Below are 18,404 nucleotides of genomic sequence, written 5' to 3'. Positions count from 1 at the left end.
CGTCCAGGCTAGCCGAGCCGCAGCTCAGGCCCTGTCGGGCAGGATGGGGGCATGGAGGCCGAGCTGTTCCCCAGGGCACGCGCCGAGATCGCGCCCGGCGCCGTGCACGTCCCCGACTGGCTGGAGCCCGCACTCCAGCAAGAGCTGCTGTCCGCCTGCCGCGAGTGGGCCCGCCCGCCGGCCGGGCTGCGCACGGTCCGCACACCCGGCGGCGGAACCATGACCGCGAGGCAGGTCTGCCTCGGATGGCACTGGCACCCGTACGCGTACGCCCGCACCGTCGTCGACGGCGACGGCGCGCCCGTGAAGCCCTTCCCCGCCCGTCTCGGCGAACTCGCCCGCCGGGCGGTCACCGAAGCGCTGGGCGCCGAGCCCGCGGCGGACGGTCCCTACGACATCGCGCTGATCAACTTCTACGACGCCGACGCCCGGATGGGCATGCACCGCGACGCCGACGAGAAGTCCGGCGCGCCCGTGGTCTCCCTGAGCCTCGGAGACACCTGCGTCTTCCGGTTCGGCAACCCCGAGACCCGGACCCGCCCCTGGACCGACGTCGAGCTGCGCAGCGGCGACCTCTTCGTCTTCGGCGGGCCCTCCCGGCTCGCGTACCACGGGGTGCCGCGCGTGCACCCGGGCACCGCACCGCCCGAGTTGGGGCTCACCGGGCGGCTGAACATCACGCTCCGGGTCAGCGGGCTCTAGGACCACCGCACCCGCGGATCATGGGAGACTCCCCCTCATGAGCGGCAAGGCTGACCCCCGGGCGGCGGGGGAAGGGACCACCTCGAGGACGCGGCTGGACCGGGGGCGCGGTGCGCTCGGACCCGCGTTGGAGCTCGTGCACACCGGACGCGCCCCCACCCGGGCCGTCCTCACCGCGGAACTCGGCGTGACCCGGGCCACCGCCGGCGCGGTCGCCGCCGAACTGGAGGCGCTCGGTCTGATCCGGGTCGACGCCCGGCCCGGCGCGGCCGCCGGTTCCCAGGGGCGGCCCTCGCACCGTCTCGCGGTCGCCGAGGACGGGCCGGTCGCCCTCGCCGCCCAGGTCCACGCCGACGGATTCCGCGCGGCCCTGGTCGGCCTCGGCGGCCGCATCGTCGCCACCGCCCCCGGCTGCGAGGTCGTGGACGCCGACCCGGCGAAGGTGCTCGGCTCCGTGGTCGAGGCGGGAGCGGAACTCCTGAGGGAGACCGGCAGGCGCTGCGTCGGCGCGGGACTCGCCGTGCCGTCCGCCGTGGCGGAGCCCGAGGGCCTGGCCCTCAACCCGCTCCACCTCGCCTGGCCCGCGGGCGCCCCCGTGCGGCGGATCTTCGCCGAACAGGTGCGCGCCGCCGGCATCGACGGCCCCGCCTTCGCCGCCAACGACGTCAACCTCGCCGCGCTCGCCGAGCACCGGCACGGCGCCGGGCGCGGCGCCCGCGACCTGCTGTGCGTGGCCACCGGCCACCGGGGCGTCGGCGGTGCCCTCGTCCTCGACGGCCGCCTGCACAGCGGCAGTTCGGGCCTCGCCCTGGAGGTCGGCCACCTCACCGTCAACCCCGACGGCGGCCCCTGCCACTGCGGCAGCCGTGGCTGCCTGGACGTGGAGACCGACCCGCTGGCCTTCCTCACCGCGTCCGGCCGCGAGCCGGGACCGGAGGTCTCCCTGCTCCAGCAGTCGTACGACCTGATCCGCGGCCACTACGCCGACCCGGCCGTCCGCACCGCCACCGAGACCCTCATCGACCGCCTCGGCCTCGGCCTCGCCGGCCTGGTGAACATCCTCAACCCGGACCGCATCGTCCTGGGCGGACTCCACCGCGCGCTCCTCGACGCCGACCCCGAACGGCTGCGCGCCGTCGTCGCCGACCGCAGCCTGTGGGGCCAGAGCGGCGGCGTGCCCATCCTGCCCTGCGGCCTCGACCACAACAGCCTGGTCGGCGCCGCCGAACTGGCCTGGCAGCCGGTCCTGGACGACCCGCTGGGCGCGCTGGCCCGGTGAACGCCTCAGGCCGCGGGCCGGTCACCGCCGCTCGGCGCGTGGCTGAGATCGACGACGCAGAAGATGTTGCCGTCCGGGTCGGCGAGGACCACGAAGTCCGGGTCGGGTGGGTACAGGTCCCAGTCGACGGCCCGCGCACCGAGACCGGTCAGCCGCCGCACCTCCGCCTGCTGCTCCTCGGCCGAGTCCACGAAGAGGTCCAGGTGCAGCCGGGGACGCGGCTCGGCCGGAGACTCGCTGTACAGCAGCCCGAGGGCCCGCCCGGAGCCGTCCGCGTGATCCAGCGTCCGCCAGGTCTCGCTCGCCCACTCCTCGGAGACGACCAGGTTCAGCGCCGCCGTCCAGAACTCCACGGCGCGTGGCACGTCCGTGACGCCGATGACAGGAATGCCGAGTCTCAACATGGACCCGAGCCTAGGTGTACTGTCCCGTGCGGCGCGATCATGACACGTACTGCGCGAGACCGTGGCCCAGGGACCAGTCGGCGCAGGCGTTCTCGGTCAGGGTGACGAAGACGTTGCGGGGCTCGGTCCCGGCGTACGACTCGGCCAGTTCGGCGACCCGCCGGTACAGCGCCTGTTTCCGCTCGGTCGTCCGTCCGGACCGCAACGTGATGCCGACGAACACGATGCCCTCGTCCCGGTGGATGCCGGGGTAGTCGCCCCAGCGCAGCGCGCTGCGGGTGCCGTCGTGGCCGGTCAGGACCGTGAACCGGTCGCCGGGCGGAATGCCGAGCGTCTCGACCAGGGCCTGGTGCACGGCACGCCCGAGCGCGTCGAGGCGGTCGGAGTCGGTCCCGTGGGCGTCGATGCGGACGAAGGGCATGGCTGTGGTCCTCCTGTCGGACGAGGCGAGTTCCGCGCGGCCGGGCGTCAGCGCCACTCCACGGCGAAGGCCCGCGCGGGATTGGTGACGAGGACGCGCCGCACCAGTTCCTCACCCACGGCGCGCGCGAGCCGGGGCGCCACCCGGCGCAGCAGGTGCGGCATCCCCGGTCCGCCGTTGACCGACCGGGCCGCGGCGGTCGTCGTGTCGCCGCCGAGCAGGATCCGGTCGCCGTGGCCCGCCTCGGCGAGGTCCCGTACGGCCTGCGGCATCCGCCAGTCGGTGGCGTGGTGGGCCCGGGACGGTCCGTCGAAGGCCAGGTAACACCCGGACGCGGCGATCTCCCGGTGCTCCACCGGGTCGGGGAAGCGGTTGAGGTGGCCGAGAACCACCCGGTGCGGGGGCACGCCCAACTCGCCGCACAGCAACTCCAGGACGTCCGGTGCGCCGGTGCCCAGTTCCAGGTGCACGGCGATGGGTGCCCCCGTCGCGTGATGTGCCTCGGCCGCCGCCGGCATCGCCCACCGCGCGTGCGCGTCGAGGGTGTGGAAGCCGCCCGCCACTTTGATCAGTCCGGCGCGTACCCCCGACGCCCCGATGCCCTCGGTCAGTTCGGCCACGAAGACCTCCGCCGGCCTCCCCCGCAGCGCGGCGAGCACGTCGTCGGTGTAGTGCACGTCCTGGTGCAGCCCCGTCGCGGCCACCAGGTGCACGCCGGTCTCCCGGGACAGCCCCGGCAGGTCGGCGGCCCGCCGGCCCAGGCCGTACGGCGTCCACTGCACCACCGTCCCGCCGCCCCGCTCCCGGAACGCGGCCAGCTCCGCACGTGCCGCCGCCACGCTGCGCAGCTCCTCACCGGGCAGCCGGGGACTGGCGAGGAACACGTGATCGTGCGCGTCGCACACGCCCAACTCCCCGGCCGGCACGTCCCCGAGGACCGTGCGGACCGCGCTCACCACCGGCGTCCCCGCGGCAACCGGTCCCGCCCCGGCGCCGACAGGCGCAGAACCTGGAACACGTCCCCCTCGGCCTCGGCCGGTGCGTCGTGCGCGTGCAGCGAGAAGTGCACCAGCTCCCAGCGGGCCGTGTCGACGACCGCAGCCGCGAGCAGCGTCCCTTCCCCGCCCGCCAGCCGTCCGGTCTCCCGCACGGCCTGCGCCGCCACCTCCGACAGCGGGACACCCTCCGGCACCGGCTGACGCCGGCGCACCGCCGTGCGCGCGGGGGAGCGGGCGGCGCCGCCCTCCTCGTAGGCCAGGCCGGTCCACTGCCGGACCGCGGGCCGGCCGAAGTCGTCGGTGGGCCGCTGGAACGCGCCGTCCCAGAGGAAGGAGTTCATGCCCTCCACGGTGTTCCACAGGTAGAACGGCGCGTACTGGTCGACGGGCGAGCCCTGCACGCCGCGCTCGCGCAGCAGGTAGGCCTTCAGCCCGAGGCCGGGCCACTCGTCCAGCAGGTGCCCGGTGCGGGCGACCCGCTCCCGGATGGCGTCCGTCCCGAAGGCGGCGGGCAGGGTGAACTCGTACTGCATGGCGTGCATGGACGTTCTCCTAGGGCGACACGGGTGCGGAAGTCCGTCGGCCGGCAGGGGCGGCCGGCGGTGCGAGCAGCGCGAGCAGGCCCCGGACGGCGGCGTCGAAGGCGGCGGGGGAGCCGGACGCGCGGGCGAGGACGTAGCCGCCCTGGACGGTCGCGACGACGGCCGCCGCGACCTCCTCCCCGTCCAGCGAGGGCGCGAACTCGCCCAGCTCCTTGCCCTCCTCGACGATCCCGGCGAGCTGCTCCCGCAGCCAGTCCAGCGTCTCGTCGACGGGCGCGCGCAGGGCGTCGTCGGCGATCACGTCCGGGTCCATGGTCAGGCGCCCGACCGGGCAGCCGCGCAACACGTCGCGTTCGCGCCGCAGATACGCCTCGACGCGCTCGTACGGCGTGCCGGGACCGGTCAGTACGGTCTCGGCGGTGGCGCGCATCGCCTCGGCGGTGCGGCGCATCGCGGCCAGCGCGAGGTCGGGCTTGCCCTTGAAGTGGTGGTACATGCTGCCCTGGCCGACGCCCGAGCGCTCCAGGATCGCCTTGGGGCTGGTCCCCACGTAACCGCGTTCCCACAGCAGCTCGCGGGTGGACTCGATCAGTCGCTCCGAGGTGCTCATGCGAGCAGTGTACATACTAGTAGTTACAGAACGCGCGGAACAGGGAATCCGCGGGTGGAAAGCACGGGCGGAGGGCCCCGGTACTCCCCGCGCGGTACCCGCACTGCCGCTGGCCGTACGACGCCACGGCGCTCTGACGGAGCGACGCTCGGAAGCGACACCAAGACACCGCGACCGAGGAGTTGGACGACATGGAGACCCTGGCACACTTCGGCGACGGCGGACCCGGGCCATGGGTCCTGCTCTTCCCCCTGTTCTGGGCCCTGGTGATCGCCGGCGGCGTCACGCTGCTGCGCCGCACCGTGTGGCGCGGCCGTCGCGGCCCCGGCAGGCCGGCCGCCGCCCCGGACGACTCGCCGATCACCGTACTCGGCCACCGCTTCGCCACCGGCGAGATTGACGAGGACGAATACTGGCGCCGGCTGTCCGTGCTGGACGAGCGGTTCGGCCGGACGGACAAGAGCGGCGGGGTGTGACCGCGGCGAACGCCGCCCAGGACGGCGAGGCCCGCCTCGGCGCCCCGGCCGCGGCGGGGCCCGCCCGGCTCCGGTGAGCCGTGGGCCCGCGGCAGCGACAGGTCACCGCCCGGTCAGCCGGCAACGGCCGACCGGGCGGGAGCGGGTTGGGGTCTGCCGACGTCGACCGCGTGCTCGGCCTCCGCGAACGCGGCGGCCGGCACCTCCCCGACCAGACGCCGGGGCGGGTGCGCGGTGACGGGCGGAGCGGTGACCTGCGCGGCGGGTACCGCCGTCGGGAGCGTGAACCAGACGACCTTGCCGGACTCGCCGTCCGGCCGGGCGCCCCAGCTCTCACTCATCGCGGCCACCATGGAGAGCCCGCGCCCGCACGTCGCCAGCGGCGCGGCGTCGTCCACCACGGGCAGCCGCGGATCGTGGTCGCGCACGGAGACGGTGAGCCGGTCAAGGAGCAGCTCTATCTCCACGGTGCACGTCTTGTCGGGACGGGCATGCAGGTGGACGTTGGTCAACAACTCCGTCACGCCGAGCGCGGCCCGGTCGATCAGGGGATCCATATGCCAGTAGCGCAATTGCGCAGATACGATTCTGCGGACCTGGCCGATCCGCGACGGCAGGGCTTGGAGCTCCACCGTGCAATGTCTGCTTGGGTGACTGATCACGGCTGCGACTCCCCGACTAGAGGTCCGGAAGAACACGGAGTTCGGATCCAGCAGGTCGCACGCGGCGCGCCGCCGCCTGCTGTCATGGCCGGCGGGCTGGTTCGCAGCGTTATCGCCGGTAAACCCAGAGTGACGTGAGACCAGCGTGACGCAAGGGGTGAGGCACCGCAACTTACGGACATCTCAAGCGCGTCGCCCGGCCGCCCTGCGCACCGCCTCGATGAAACGGCGGGCCGCCGGCGGACCCGGCTCACCCGGCGCGGGGTCCCGCTCGCCGAGCGTGAGCAGGTACCGCTTGCCGTTGAGGTCGGCGAGCGCGCGGTCCTCGGGGGCGAACCAGGGCCTGGAGGCGCGCACCGCCTGCACCGGGGCGCTGTCGATCTCACTGCCGTAGCTGGTCAGCAACTCCACCCTGCCACCGCTGATCCGGACCGTCCCGGCCCGGGTGAGTGAACGCAGCCGCTTGCCGATCCGCACCCCCGTGGCCCTGAACTCCGGCTCCGCCATGCCGTCGCCCCCTCGTGCCCGTAGGTCGCCGGACCGTGCTCCTCGCTGGGCCCGGTACCGGCTCGTGTCGTGCTCCAGTGTGCGCCCGCGGCGGGAATCCCCGGGGATCCCGTCCCGCCCGCTGGCAGTCTGCCCGCACCGCGCGCCGAGCACCAGTACGCGCCGCCCCTTTCCGAAGGCGACCGGAGCACTCGCGCGAATGCGCCCCCGTCCGGCCGCCCGGCGCGCCCCAGCGCTGCCTTTGAGGCGCTCAAAGGTGTGTTTATGCAGGTGAGAAGCGTGTTGAAGATGCCTATGATCGAGGCGTCGGCCGCGCGAAGTGCCGTCGGCGCGAGCGTAAGGAGCCACGTCGTGACCACCCACCGGCAGACCCGCACCGGCGCCACCCTCGACGTCGACCACAGCGACACCGACTACCGGGCCTGGCTGAAGGAAGCCGTGCGCAAGGTCCAGGCCGACAACAACCGCTCGGCCGACACCCACCTGCTGCTCTTCCCGTTGCCGGAGCACTGGGGCATCGACCTGTACCTGAAGGACGAGTCCACCCACCCCACCGGCAGCCTCAAGCACCGGCTCGCCCGCTCGCTCTTCCTGTACGGCCTGTGCAATGGCTGGATCCGGCCGGGCCGTCCCGTGATCGAGGCGTCCAGCGGCTCCACCGCCGTCTCCGAGGCGTACTTCGCGAAGCTGATCGGCGTCCCCTTCATCGCCGTCATGCCGCGCACGACCAGCACCGAGAAGATCCGCCTGATCGAGTTCCACGGCGGACAGTGCCACTTCGTGGACGACTCCCGCCGGATGTACGAGGAGTCCGCACGCCTCGCGGCCGAGACCGGCGGCCACTACATGGACCAGTTCACCTACGCCGAACGCGCGACGGACTGGCGCGGCAACAACAACATCGCCGAGTCGATCTTCCGCCAGCTGCGCCTGGAGCGGTTCCCCGAACCGGCGTGGATCGTCGCCACGGCCGGCACCGGCGGCACCTCGGCGACCCTCGCGCGCTACGTGCACTACATGCAGTACGACACCCGCGTGTGCGTCGCCGACCCGGAGAACTCCTGCTTCTTCGAGGGCTGGACCACCGCCGATCCGGGCGTCGTCTGCGACCGCGGCTCACGGATCGAGGGCATCGGCCGGCCCCGGATGGAACCGAGCTTCGTGCCCGGCGCGATCGACCGCATGATGAAGGTGCCGGACGCCGCGAGCGTCGCCGCCGTCCGGGCCCTGGAGCGGGCCATCGGCCGCAAGGCGGGCGGTTCCACGGGCACCGGGCTGTGGAGCGCGTTGAAGATCGTCGCCGAGATGGTGGCCGAGGGGCGGCAGGGCAGCGTGGTGACGCTGCTGTGCGACCCGGGGGACCGGTACCTCGACAAGTACTACTCGGACGCCTGGCTCGCCGGACAGGGCTTGGACATCGGGCCGTACACGGCGACGATCGAATCCCTGCTGCGGACGGGCGACTGGGCCGACTGACGGCGAGCGGTACCGGACCTGCTACGGGCGGGCGAGGCGCCGGTCCAGCGAGATGACCGCGTTCCGGAAGGCCCGTCCCAGCCCGGGACGCGCACGGTTCAGCACGAAGCGGAACAGCGGCGTGCCGTCCGCCGCGAACGTCCACTGCACACGCGTGCCGGTCCCGGCCGGTGCCAGCCGCCACTCCTCGACCATGGCCCGGGCTCCGGGCGCGTTGGTGACGTCGACGCGATACGCGTACACCTCGGGCCGCTCGGCCGTCAGCACCGTCTCCAGGAAGCGCGTACCGCCTCTGAGCCGGATCTCGCGCCCGGCCCCCTCGCGGACGGGCCGGGCGAACGTCACCGCCGAGAACCAGGCCGTCCAGCCCGGCACGTCCTCGGCGAGCGCGCGGAAGACCAGGTCCGGGGCGGCGGAGATCTCGCGGGCGAAGACCAGCCGTACCGGCGCGGTCTCGACGAAGCCGGCCCCCACCGGACGCAGACGGTGAGCCATGGATGCGACAACCCCCTTGAGCGAAGCCGCGGACGCGGACGGTCGGACGGGTGGCGCCACGATAGCCGGGGGCACGCCGGGTGTCAGCGGGGCCGGGGAGACCAGGGAGGCCGCCGCCGTCCGGGGTCAGCCGGCCGCGTCCGTCTCCGGCTCGCCCGCCACCACGAGCCCCAGATGCTCCGAGACCTCCGTACGGGCGTCCGCGGGCAGACCGGCGTCGGTCACCAGCGTGTCCACCTGCTCCAGCGCGGCGAACGAACTCAGGCCCACGACGCCCCACTTGGTGTGGTCGGCGACCACCACGACGCGCCGCGCCGACTGCACCAGCCGCCGGTTGGTCTCGGCCTCCGCGAGGTTCGGCGTCGACAGGCCGGCCTCGGCCGATATCCCGTGCACACCGAGGAACAGCACGTCGAAGTGGAGCGTCGCGATCGCCTGGTCGGCGACCGGCCCCACCAGCGAGTCCGACGGAGTGCGCACACCACCGGTGAGCACCACCGTGGCCGCGCCCTGCCGCGCCCCCGAGGTGCGCTGCGCCACGTGGAAAACGTCCGCCACCCGCACCGAGTTGGTGACCACCGTCAGATCCGGCACGTCCACCAGCCGGTGCGCCAGCGCGTACGTCGTCGTACCGCCCGACAGCGCGATCGCCGCGCCCGGCGCGACCAGTTCCGCCGCCGCCCGCGCGATGTCCTCCTTGGCGGTCGGCTCCAGACCCGACTTGGCCTCGAATCCCGGTTCGTGCGTGCTCGCCTCCATCACGGGGACCGCGCCGCCGTGCACCTTCTCCAGCACGCCCTGCCGGGCCAGCGCGTCCAGATCGCGCCGGACCGTCATGTCCGACACGCCGAGCTTCCGGGTCAGCTCGTTGACCCGGACCCCGCCCCGGCGGCGCACCTCGTCCAGGATCAGGGCGCGCCGCTGCTCCGCGAGGAGGTTCGGATTCTCACTCACGTACGCTCCGGTCCTTTCGCCGCAAAACCGCCCGACTCGCCCGGCGCACCCGCTCCGACCGGGGGCTCTCCCGGCTCCGGTGCGCGGACGTCCCATCCTCGCACGCCCCGGCACGGGCCGCGCCACCGCCTGCCCGTCGCGCACATGTCACGGCAGTCCCGTCCCGGCGTCACCTGCCACACAGTTCGGGGAGATTCCGTGCCGAGGGGTGTACGGCGCCCGCCGAGCGGAGATCCTTGTGCCCGCACGTACACAGCCGACGGCACGTCACCGGGGGAGCAGGGACAGTGGAACAGGCGCAGGAGCGGGCCGGGACGGGCGGGCGGGACGCTCCCGAGAGGAGCGGCACCGCCCTGGAACTCCTGGTCCACGGAGTGGGCGGCACCACGCCCGCCGAGATGCTGGACGACCCGCGGACCGTGCGGGTCACCGGCGACCACATCGCCGCCGTCTTCCGGCGCACCGAGGACGCCGACGCCGAGTCCCGGCCCGAGGACTACCGGGGCCGGCCGGTACCCGAGGCGTACGTCTGGTGCAACCTCACCTCCGGCAACGGCACCCGCGCGCTGTGGCTGCTGCTCCTGCCGTTCATGGTGGTCAACCTCGCCCACTGGATGCGGCCCACCGCACACGGCCGGACCCGGACGGTCCGCCTCTACGGGCTGCTGGTGCGGCTGGCGGGACTGACCCTGACCGTGCTGCTGGTCGCCGGGGCGTGCGAGGTCGCGCTCGACCTCGTGGCCTGGCAGTGCGCGGGCACGCGCGCCTGTGCCGAGCGGCACTCCTGGCTGGGCTTCCTGTCGCCGGTGATGTCGGACGGCGGCTGGTGGAGCACGCCGGGCCGCAGGCTCGCCCTCGCGGCCGCGGTGCCCGCGGTGCTCACCGGGCTGCTGTGGTACCTGTCGCTGCGTACCTGGCGGGCCTACGAGTCCCAGCAGCCGATGGACCGCGAGACCGGTCCGGAGTCCGGCCCCGAGGCCGGTCCGGAGTCCGGTCCGGAATCGGTTCCCGGGGAGGACCCCGCCCACACCGCGCTCGGCCGGCCCGGGTTCTGGTACGGGCGGCGGCTCGTGGCCCGGCTGCGCGCCGCGCACACCGCCGCCGCCCTCCTGACCGTCGCCGCGGCGGTCGGCGCGCCCGCGGCCCGCTTCGACCGTCGGCCGGGCGGGCCCGCGACGCTCGACACACTGGGCTGGCTCCTGGTGGCGGCACTGGCCGCCGGGGCGGTCGCCGTGGTCGCGGTGGTCTGCCGCCGGGGCCGCAGCGAGCGGCGCCTCGACCGGGAACTCGACGAACGTCTCGTACGGCTGCTGCCACTGGCCGCCCTCGTCCTGTTCGTCCTCGCCCTGCTGTACGGCGGCTGGTCACGCCCGCAGTGGTCGTCCGCCGGGCGGCTGCCCGGGGACATGACCTTCGGCGGCATCGCCCTCGTCCAGGGCCTGCTGGTCCTCGTCCTCGCCGTGGTCGCCCACGTGCTGCACCGCAGCAGCCCCGACTCCCGGGCCGCCATCCGAGGTCTCGGCGGGCCGTCCGTCGCGATGCTGGCCTGCGCGCTGGGCGGGGTGATGTCCGGCGGCGTCGCCCAGCGCGTCGCCGACTGGCTGGACGGCACCGGCACCTCCATCGACGGGCCGCCGGTCCTGCTGACCTGGCAGGCGTCCGTCATCCCGCCGCTGCTCGTCGTCGTCCTGCTGCTCTGCGCCGCGCTCGCCCGGCACACCTGGCGCCTGGCCCGCGCCGAACGGGCCGGCATCGAGGACGACCACCCCGGCGAGGCCGGGGACCCCGGTCGCACCCGGCGCATCGCGCTCACCCGCGCCCTGGCCACCCTCACCGACCGGGCACCCCTCCTGGTGGCCATCGTCTCCGCGACCACACTGCTGCTCGGCGCGGCGGCCCTGGCCGGCGCCCTGGTGACCGACCAGGTTCCCGCCGACGCCGCGCGAGGGACGTACGCCGTCGTGCACGGCGCCGTCCAGACCGCGCAGGCACTGGGCTCCTGGCTCATCGGCCTCGGCTTCATACTGTTCGTCACCTGGGGCAGGCGCGCCTACAAGGACGCCTCCGCGCGGCGCACCATCGGCATCCTGTGGGACGTCGGCACCTTCTGGCCGCGCGCCGCCCACCCGTTCGCGCCGCCCTGCTACGCGGAGCGCGCGGTGCCCGACCTCACCTGGCGGATGGCGACCTGGACCCGGGCCACCGGCGGGCGGCTGGTCATCTCCGGGCATTCGCAGGGCAGCGTCCTCGCCGCCTCGGCCGCCTGGCAACTGGAGCCGCCCGCCCGCAGACGGGTCGCACTCCTCACCTACGGCTCCCCGCTGGAGCGCCTGTACGGCCGCTGGTTCCCGGCCCACTTCGGACCGGCCGCGCTCGGCTCCCTGCACGAGGAGGTCGACTGCTGGCGCAACCTGTACCGGCGCACCGACCCCATCGGCGGCCCGATGCGGCTGCCCGGCGACTCGGGCCCCTCGGTGGACCGCCCACCCCTCAAGGACCCCCTGACGTACGGCCGCACGGAACTCCACCCGCTGCCCGCGCCGATCCTCGGCCACTCCGACTACCAGGCCGACCCGGCCTTCGCCGAGGAACGGCGGCGGCTGCTCGCCCGCCTGCGCCCCGAGGTGCCGGCACCCCGCCACACCGGCCGCCCGTCCTCAGTCCCGGCGGCGGACGACGGGACGGACGAGTGTTAGGGCCGCGGTTCCGGCAGGTCCTCGGCGTAGAGCAGGGTCAGGTCGTCCTTGCTCGGGTCGGCGAGCTGGGCGACCCGGCTCGCGTGCCGCTCCACCATCGCCTCGAACGTCTGGCGGGCGGTACGGCCGTTGCCGAAGGCCGGACCCTTCGGGAGCGCCGTGAAGTACTCCGTCAGCGCCTCGGCCGTGCCCGGCGCCAGCCGGTACTCGTGCTCGTCGGCCTGCTGCTCCACGATCCGCAGCAGCTCCCCGGGACCGTAGTCGCCGAAGGTGATGGTCCGTGAGAAGCGGGAGGCGACGCCCGGATTGACGGACAGGAAGCGTTCCATCTCCGCCGTGTACCCGGCGACGATCACCACGACCGCGTCCCGCTGATCCTCCATCAGCTTCACCAGCGTGTCGATGGCCTCCTTGCCGAAGTCCCGGCCGGCGTCCTCGGGGGAGAGCGCGTACGCCTCGTCGATGAACAGCACACCGCCGTGCGCCCGCTGGAACGCCTCCTGGGTGCGGATCGCCGTGGAGCCGATGTGCTCACCGACCAGGTCGACCCGGGACACCTCGACGAGATGCCCCTTCTCCAGCACGCCGAGGGAGGCGAGGATCTCGCCGTACAGCCGGGCGACCGTCGTCTTGCCGGTGCCGGGGGAGCCCGTGAACACCAGGTGACGCTTGACGGAGGCGGCCTTCAGTCCGGCCTGCTGCCGCCGCCGGCCCACCTCGATCATGTCGGTCAGGGCCCTGACCTCGCGCTTGACGCTCTCCAGGCCGACGAGAGCGTCCAGTTCCCCCAGTACGGCCTTCGAGGTCCGCGCCGGTTCCAGCGGTTCGGTACCGGCGATCAGGGGCTCCTGCTCGGCGCTGCGCTGCCCGGGGATGGAGCCCAGCAGGCCGGGGGACTGGCTCACCGTCTGCACGGCCGGCTCCGGCGCGGCGGGCGCGGTCAGGCCGGCGCTCTCGTCGCTGGTGCAGTCCTCGACCAGCGGACCGGCGTCACGGCCCGCCTCCGCGCCGCCGTCCGCGAACTCGTACCCGCCCCGCGCGCACCGCTCCGTGCGGCACTTGCGGAGCGTCGTGCGGCAGCCGTCGATCACGTGGAAGCCGTAACCGGCGCTGCCGGTCACGCGGCAGTTGAGGAAACTCCCGCGGCCCCCGGCCGACACGTAGACGCCGGCCTCCGAGGGGGAGTCGACCGTGCAGCGCTCGATGGTGGGGTCGGCGCCCTTGGTGACGATCACACCGGTGCGGTTTCCGTCCAGGGTGCAGTTGTTCAGAGTGCCGCCGCTGCCGTGGTCGCGGAACCAGGCGCCCGTGGCGGCGTCCCGGATGCGGCAGTCGTCGAGCTGGGCGGTGGCGCCGTCGCTCACCGACACGGCCGTGTTGCGCACCTGGGAGAGGTCGCTGTCCACGACGTCCGCGCGCGAGCCGCGGTCCAGGACGAACAACGCGTCCGGCACGTCGTGCACCCGGCAGGAGTCGAGCACCGCGGTGGCGCCGTCGCTCACCCAGACCGCCGGGTAGTCACCGGTGCTGTCGAAGATCTCGCACTGGTTGGCGTCCACGCGGGTGCCCGGGTCCCACACCGACAGTCCGTTGCGCCCGAACTGCCGCACGCTGGTGCGGGTCAGGGTGAGGACGGAGCGGGAGCGCAGGTCGACCGCGTTCTCCGGGACGTCGTGGATACGGCAGTCGGCGAGGGTGAGTACCGCGTCCGTGTCGAGGGTGACGCCGTCGCCGGTGGTGCGGTGCACGTCGCAGTCGGTGAGGTGAGCGGTGGCCCGGTTCGTCACCTGCACGCCGCTGCCCCGTACCTCGTAGACCTCACAGCCCACGGCCTCCAGCGCGGAGCCCTCGCCGGTCACCGTCAGGCCCGAACCCGAGGCGTGGTGCACCCGGCAGCGGTCGAGCCGGGGGTGTGCGCCGGAGCGCACCGTGACACCCGCCTGCCCCGCGGAGACGATCTCGCACTCCTCGAACACGCCGCCCCCGCCGTCCACGACGGCGACGCCGGCACCGGCCGGATTGTCGACGACGCAGCGCCGCACCGTGGGCCGCGCGCCGCCGCGCACCTCTATCCCGGAGGCGGAACGCGCGACCACCCTCAGTCCCAGCAGCTCCGGCACGCCGTCCTCGACGAGGACCGCGGGCGCCGCCGCGTCCTGGCCCTCCACGTGCAGGTCCTGGATCACCGCCGAGGCGCGCACGGTCAGCGGGACGCCGTCCACGGGGGCGATCCGGACCGAACCCTGCCCGCCCTCGGGCCCGCGCAGGGTCACCGCCCGGTGGACGACGAGGTTCTCCCGGTAGGTCCCGGGGGCGACGGTGAGGACGTCACCGTCGGCCGCGGCCTCCAGGGCGGCGGCGAGCGATGCGTACTCACCCGTGCGGCGCCGCCACCGCGAGGTGCCGGTGTGCGTCACCTGGACCGTGCCCTGTGCCATGGCGTTGCTGTGCCCCCACCTCGTCGTACGCGGGTCGTCGCCGATTCGGTTCGGCCGGTCCACCGTAGCGTGCGCGCAGGTGGTGAGTTGACCGGAGGCGGAAGCCCGTCAGCTGTCCGCGCCGGTCCTGCCCCAGTCCGGGCCGGCCCGCTCCCACTCGCGCTCCAGGCGGGCGTGGCGGCGGTGGACCATGCGGCGGACGGCGATCCGCCGGCCGGCCTCGACCAGGGCCGCGGCCGCCAGTCCGGCGCCGATTCCGGCGAGCACGGCGTGCGTCGTCGCGGTCTCGGCGTCCAGCGGGCGGGGCACCGTCCGGCCCTGCCCGTCGGTCCATATCGCGAAGTGGTCGCCGGGGGCAGGGTCGTCGAGGCCCGCCGTGAGGGAGTCCTCGTGCCGCGAGCCGTCCGGCGCGGTCCAGTCGGCGATCACTCGGCTGCGCAGGTCCCCGCCGGAGGCACCCTCCGGGGCGACGGTCAGTGGTGCACGCTCCAGGGGGCGGACAACGGTGGCGGTCACCCGGTGCCGGGACTCGTGCTGTTCGCGCACCGACCGCTGCAACGTGTCCTGCGCCGAGCCGCCCACGAGCGCACCGGCCAGGGGAGCGACGGTCAGGATCAGCAGCAGTCCGGCACAGGCCACCCACGCCTCGGCCAGGTCCGTCGGACGGCACAGCGGATTGTGCCGCCAGCGCCAGAGCCCCGCCATCGCCCGCACGATCCGCGCCCCCTTCCCGCTCCCCGCCGGGTTCTCTCACGAACCTCTCACAAGACCCAACGCGCGGTCGGTGGACCGGGTTCCCCCTCTGTGGCCGGTGACCGGAACCGGTCGTCGGACGAGTCGGACGACCGGGACGTCATCCGGAGATCCGCACCGGGTCGCCCACCCGGATCGTGCCCCGGCCGAGTGGGACCAGGTTCTGTCCGAAGACCAGCTTGCCGTCCACGCGGCGGTGTTGCCCCAGGCTGTGCAGGGGCTCCCGGCCGCGTTCGGCGGTGCCCTGGTCGGTGGTCGTCACCACGCAGCGCCCGCACGGTTTGGCGACGCGGAAGGCCACTTCGCCCATGGTGAGGCGGGACCAGCCGTCCTCGGCCCAGGCCTCGGTGCCGGAGACGACCACGTTGGGCCGGAAACGGTCCATGGGCAGCGGGCCCTCTCCGGCGTGCTCGCCCCGCGCGATCAGGGCGTTGAGGGCCTCTAGGGAGGCAGTCGTGGTGAGCAGCAGCGGGAAGCCGTCGGCGAAGGTGACGGTCTCGCCCGGAAGGGCGTACCGCGGGTCGACGGGACGGCGCGTGGCGGGATCGTCCAGGTGCACCAGCCGGACGTCCGCTTCGAGGAAGTCGCTGCACCAGGCGTGCACCGCCTCGTCCTCGGCCAGAACCGCTTCCACCTTGTCCCGGAAGATCTGCACCGGCACGGTGGCCCCCGCACGCGGAACCGGCACCGTCAGCGGCTCCCGGCCGGGCGCGGACAGCCGGACGCCGCCGCCGGGCAGTGGCTCGGCGGCGGCCAGGGCGATGCGCGGCCGCCCGCGTTGTGTGACGACCTTTCCCCCGTCGTCGACCATCATCCAGCGGCGGTCTCCGGCCAGCCCCCAGGGCTCCACGACGGCCTCCCGGAGCGACAGGCTCCGGGTCGCCTTGACCGGATGGACGTGAATCGACTGCAGTCGCGCGTTCCCCATGGAGCCATCGTGCCAGGTGGCACCGACAGTCCCGGGGACGGCTCAGTAGCCGCGGTACTGCTGCTGGTTGTACGGGTCCTGGTACGGCGCCGGGGCCGGCCGGGGAGCCGCGGGGCGCATCGCCTCGTACCCCGCGGGGCCGGGCGCGGCCGGGCGGGGAGGCTGAGGCTGCTGGGGCCCGGGGTACCCGCGCGGCGCGGTCGCCTGGTGCGGGATGTACGCGGCGGGCGCCTGCTGCAGCGGGGCGGGCTGCGGCGCCTGCTGCGGGTATCCGTAGGAGGGCTGGGAGGGGCCGGCCGGAAGGGCGGGCAGGGCCGACGGGAGCGCGGGCAGGTGGCTGCCCGGCGCGTCGTACGCGGCGGGGACCCGGATCGGGGCGATCTGCGGGGTGCCCCGCTCGGCCACGAGCGAGTCGTAGATCGGGGTGTCCGGGAAGGAGGCGGAGTAGTAGCCGCCACCATAAGTGGAGCGGGGGGAGGTCATGGCACATAAGTTAAGCCCACGATGTGCTGGTTGGGGAGACCGATAAGAGGGTTGTTTTCCGTGTCCGCAGTGACCCGGCATCCCCAATGTGAGCGAATTCGGCGAAAAGGGGGCGACACGCCGCGCGATCTTGGGGTAAAGGGCGAGTTCCGGGCGGGTTACCGGCGGTTGTCCCGGCGTCTTCCCGTACCTCTCGTGAAGGACGGGCGGCCGGGGAATAGGTTGGGCGCGGAAAACCAGGCGAACCGCCGGGACTCGGCCCGGCTCGGTGACACGCGATGGGGGCGGACATGTCAATGTCGAAAGGCTCGAACACCCCGGTGCCCACGACGGCGCTCCGGGTCGAAGTGGGCTGGCGGACCGGCCCCGGCGTACCCGACGCGGACGCCTCGGCGCTGCTCCTGGTGGGCGGGAAGGTCCGGTCCGACGCGGACTTCGTCTTCTACAACCAGCCGGCGCACTCCTCCGGCGCGGTCCGTCACGAGGGCAAACGGGACGCCGGCGGCCGGGTCACCGACAGTCTGCTCGTCGACCTCGCGCGCGTGGAGCCCACGATCGAGACGGTGATCCTCGCCGCCTCCTCGGACGGCGGGGCGTTCGGACAGGTACCCGATATGTACATCGAGGTCCGCGAGGCCGCCGGGAACACCGTGGCCGCCCGCTTCGACAATCCCGGCGCGACCGTGGAAACGGCCTTCGTGCTCGGCGAGTTCTATCGCCGCCAGGGTGCCTGGAAGTTCCGTGCCGTGGGCCAGGGCTACGACAGCGGGCTCGAAGGACTGGCCACCGACTACGGCATCTCGGTGGACGAACCGCAGCAGGCGCCCCCTGCCGCCCCGCAGGCCCCGGCCGCCCCGCAGGCGCCCCCGGCCCCGCCCGCGACCCGGCCGGCCGCCACCCCGCCGCCCCCGCCGGCGGTGCCCTCCGCCGAGCCGGTCCGCCTGACCAAGGTCACGCTCACCAAGGCCGCTCCCTCCGTCTCGCTGACCAAGCAGGGAGGCACCTCGGGCGCCATGCGCGTCAACCTCAACTGGGAGGTGCGCAAGCAGTTCTCCGGATGGGCCCGCAAACTCGGCCGCCCGGTCGCGATGCACGACGACCTCGACCTCGACCTGTGCTGCCTGTACGAACTCACCGACGGCAGCAAGGGCGTCGTCCAGGCGCTCGGCAACGCCTACGGCGCCCTCGACCGGCCGCCGTTCATCCACCTCGACGGCGACGACCGCACCGGGGCCGTGGCGACCGGGGAGAACCTCACGATCAACCTCGATCACAAGCAGTACTTCCGGCGCGTCCTCGTCTTCGTCACCATCTACGAGGGCGCCCGCTCCTTCGCCGACCTGCACGCCACGGTGACCCTCCAGCCGCAGTACGGCGCCCCGATCGACTTCTCGCTCGACGAGTGCACGGTCCCCTCGACGGTGTGCGCCCTCGCGCTGATCACCGCCGACGGCAACGACCTGGTCGTCCAGCGCGAAGCCCGCTACCTCGTGCCGGAGCGAGGAGTGAGCCCGCAGCGGACGGTGGACCACGCCTACGGCTGGGGCATGAACTGGACCCCCGGCCGGAAATGACCCACC

Annotated in this window: 19 protein-coding genes; 6 read left to right on the top strand and 13 right to left on the bottom strand. The window is 73.9% G+C overall.

Annotated elements, in window-relative coordinates; all coding sequences use genetic code 11:
• Positions 1-51: 51 nt before the first annotated feature.
• Positions 52-702, top strand: a complete 651-nt coding sequence (locus tag AMK11_RS29590) for an alpha-ketoglutarate-dependent dioxygenase AlkB family protein (RefSeq protein WP_073731162.1) — start codon at positions 52-54, stop codon at positions 700-702.
• Between the two features lie 37 nt (positions 703-739).
• Positions 740-1,981 (top strand): ROK family protein, encoded by a 1,242-nt coding sequence (locus AMK11_RS29585; RefSeq protein WP_073731161.1) that lies wholly within the window; start codon positions 740-742, stop codon positions 1,979-1,981.
• A 5-nt stretch (positions 1,982-1,986) separates the two neighbouring features.
• Here the strand turns inward: AMK11_RS29585 and AMK11_RS29580 are convergent, their stop codons facing one another.
• The 5 genes from AMK11_RS29580 to AMK11_RS29560 are packed head-to-tail and all read right to left on the bottom strand — an operon-like array spanning position 1,987 to position 4,956.
• Positions 1,987-2,385 (bottom strand): VOC family protein, encoded by a 399-nt coding sequence (locus AMK11_RS29580; protein ID WP_073731160.1) that lies wholly within the window; start codon positions 2,383-2,385, stop codon positions 1,987-1,989.
• Between the two features lie 37 nt (positions 2,386-2,422).
• Positions 2,423-2,806 carry a tautomerase family protein gene (locus AMK11_RS29575; RefSeq protein ID WP_073731159.1) on the bottom strand — a complete coding sequence of 128 codons (384 nt, stop codon included), beginning with the start codon at positions 2,804-2,806 and terminating at the stop codon, positions 2,423-2,425.
• Between the two features lie 47 nt (positions 2,807-2,853).
• The gene (locus tag AMK11_RS29570; protein WP_073731158.1) at positions 2,854-3,762 is read right to left on the bottom strand and encodes a phosphotriesterase family protein; all 909 of its coding nucleotides are present in this window, start codon (positions 3,760-3,762) and stop codon (positions 2,854-2,856) included.
• Positions 3,759-4,346, bottom strand: coding sequence for a DUF4865 family protein (locus tag AMK11_RS29565; protein WP_073731157.1), 588 nt, complete (start codon positions 4,344-4,346; stop codon positions 3,759-3,761). Before AMK11_RS29565 ends, AMK11_RS29570 begins: the two co-directional genes overlap by 4 nt.
• A gap of 10 nt (positions 4,347-4,356) precedes the next feature.
• Positions 4,357-4,956: a TetR/AcrR family transcriptional regulator gene (locus tag AMK11_RS29560; RefSeq protein WP_241847107.1), complete on the bottom strand. Its 600-nt coding sequence runs from the start codon at positions 4,954-4,956 to the stop codon at positions 4,357-4,359.
• A 191-nt stretch (positions 4,957-5,147) separates the two neighbouring features.
• Between AMK11_RS29560 and AMK11_RS29555 the strand changes: the two genes are divergently transcribed.
• Positions 5,148-5,432 (top strand): SHOCT domain-containing protein, encoded by a 285-nt coding sequence (locus AMK11_RS29555; RefSeq protein ID WP_073731155.1) that lies wholly within the window; start codon positions 5,148-5,150, stop codon positions 5,430-5,432.
• Between the two features lie 113 nt (positions 5,433-5,545).
• Here the strand turns inward: AMK11_RS29555 and AMK11_RS29550 are convergent, their stop codons facing one another.
• Together AMK11_RS29550 and AMK11_RS29545 are read right to left on the bottom strand one after the other, a co-directional pair.
• A complete protein-coding gene (locus AMK11_RS29550) occupies positions 5,546-6,094 on the bottom strand; it encodes an ATP-binding protein (RefSeq protein WP_198941493.1) in 549 nt (182 codons plus the stop codon).
• 183 nt (positions 6,095-6,277) lie between these two features.
• Entirely contained in the window at positions 6,278-6,601 is a 324-nt protein-coding gene (locus AMK11_RS29545; RefSeq protein ID WP_073731154.1) for a hypothetical protein, read from the bottom strand.
• Positions 6,602-6,952: 351 nt separating this feature from the next.
• Here AMK11_RS29545 and AMK11_RS29540 point away from each other — a divergent pair, with 351 nt between their 5' ends.
• Positions 6,953-8,077 (top strand): PLP-dependent cysteine synthase family protein, encoded by a 1,125-nt coding sequence (locus AMK11_RS29540; RefSeq protein WP_073731153.1) that lies wholly within the window; start codon positions 6,953-6,955, stop codon positions 8,075-8,077.
• Positions 8,078-8,098: 21 nt separating this feature from the next.
• Here the strand turns inward: AMK11_RS29540 and AMK11_RS29535 are convergent, their stop codons facing one another.
• A complete protein-coding gene (locus tag AMK11_RS29535) occupies positions 8,099-8,572 on the bottom strand; it encodes an SRPBCC family protein (RefSeq protein WP_073731152.1) in 474 nt (157 codons plus the stop codon).
• Between the two features lie 126 nt (positions 8,573-8,698).
• Positions 8,699-9,526, bottom strand: coding sequence for a DeoR/GlpR family DNA-binding transcription regulator (locus AMK11_RS29530; protein ID WP_073731151.1), 828 nt, complete (start codon positions 9,524-9,526; stop codon positions 8,699-8,701).
• Positions 9,527-9,813: 287 nt separating this feature from the next.
• Between AMK11_RS29530 and AMK11_RS29525 the strand changes: the two genes are divergently transcribed.
• On the top strand, positions 9,814-12,222 hold the full coding sequence (locus AMK11_RS29525; RefSeq protein WP_073731150.1) for a hypothetical protein: 2,409 nt from the start codon (positions 9,814-9,816) through the stop codon (positions 12,220-12,222).
• On the opposite strand, the gene AMK11_RS29520 is transcribed toward AMK11_RS29525, so the two are convergent.
• The 4 genes from AMK11_RS29520 to AMK11_RS29505 form a co-directional block, all read right to left on the bottom strand.
• Positions 12,219-14,660 carry a right-handed parallel beta-helix repeat-containing protein gene (locus tag AMK11_RS29520; protein ID WP_073731149.1) on the bottom strand — a complete coding sequence of 814 codons (2,442 nt, stop codon included), beginning with the start codon at positions 14,658-14,660 and terminating at the stop codon, positions 12,219-12,221. The two genes, AMK11_RS29525 and AMK11_RS29520, sit on opposite strands and share 4 nt — an antisense overlap.
• Positions 14,661-14,768: 108 nt before the next feature.
• The gene (locus AMK11_RS29515; protein WP_073731148.1) at positions 14,769-15,374 is read right to left on the bottom strand and encodes an Rv1733c family protein; all 606 of its coding nucleotides are present in this window, start codon (positions 15,372-15,374) and stop codon (positions 14,769-14,771) included.
• Positions 15,375-15,513: 139 nt separating this feature from the next.
• A complete protein-coding gene (locus AMK11_RS29510; protein ID WP_073731147.1) occupies positions 15,514-16,341 on the bottom strand; it encodes an MOSC domain-containing protein in 828 nt (275 codons plus the stop codon).
• Positions 16,342-16,383: 42 nt separating this feature from the next.
• The gene (locus AMK11_RS29505) at positions 16,384-16,824 is read right to left on the bottom strand and encodes a DUF6643 family protein (protein ID WP_073731146.1); all 441 of its coding nucleotides are present in this window, start codon (positions 16,822-16,824) and stop codon (positions 16,384-16,386) included.
• A 296-nt stretch (positions 16,825-17,120) separates the two neighbouring features.
• Between AMK11_RS29505 and AMK11_RS29500 the strand changes: the two genes are divergently transcribed.
• Entirely contained in the window at positions 17,121-18,398 is a 1,278-nt protein-coding gene (locus AMK11_RS29500) for a TerD family protein (RefSeq protein WP_073731145.1), read from the top strand.
• Positions 18,399-18,404: the final 6 nt, after the last annotated feature.

It is taken from the genome of Streptomyces sp. CB02414, from assembly GCF_001905385.1.
Classification (GTDB): Bacteria; Actinomycetota; Actinomycetes; order Streptomycetales; family Streptomycetaceae; genus Streptomyces.
The sequence above is the reverse complement of the archived record's forward strand: the minus strand, read 5'-3'. Positions and strand labels throughout refer to the sequence as shown.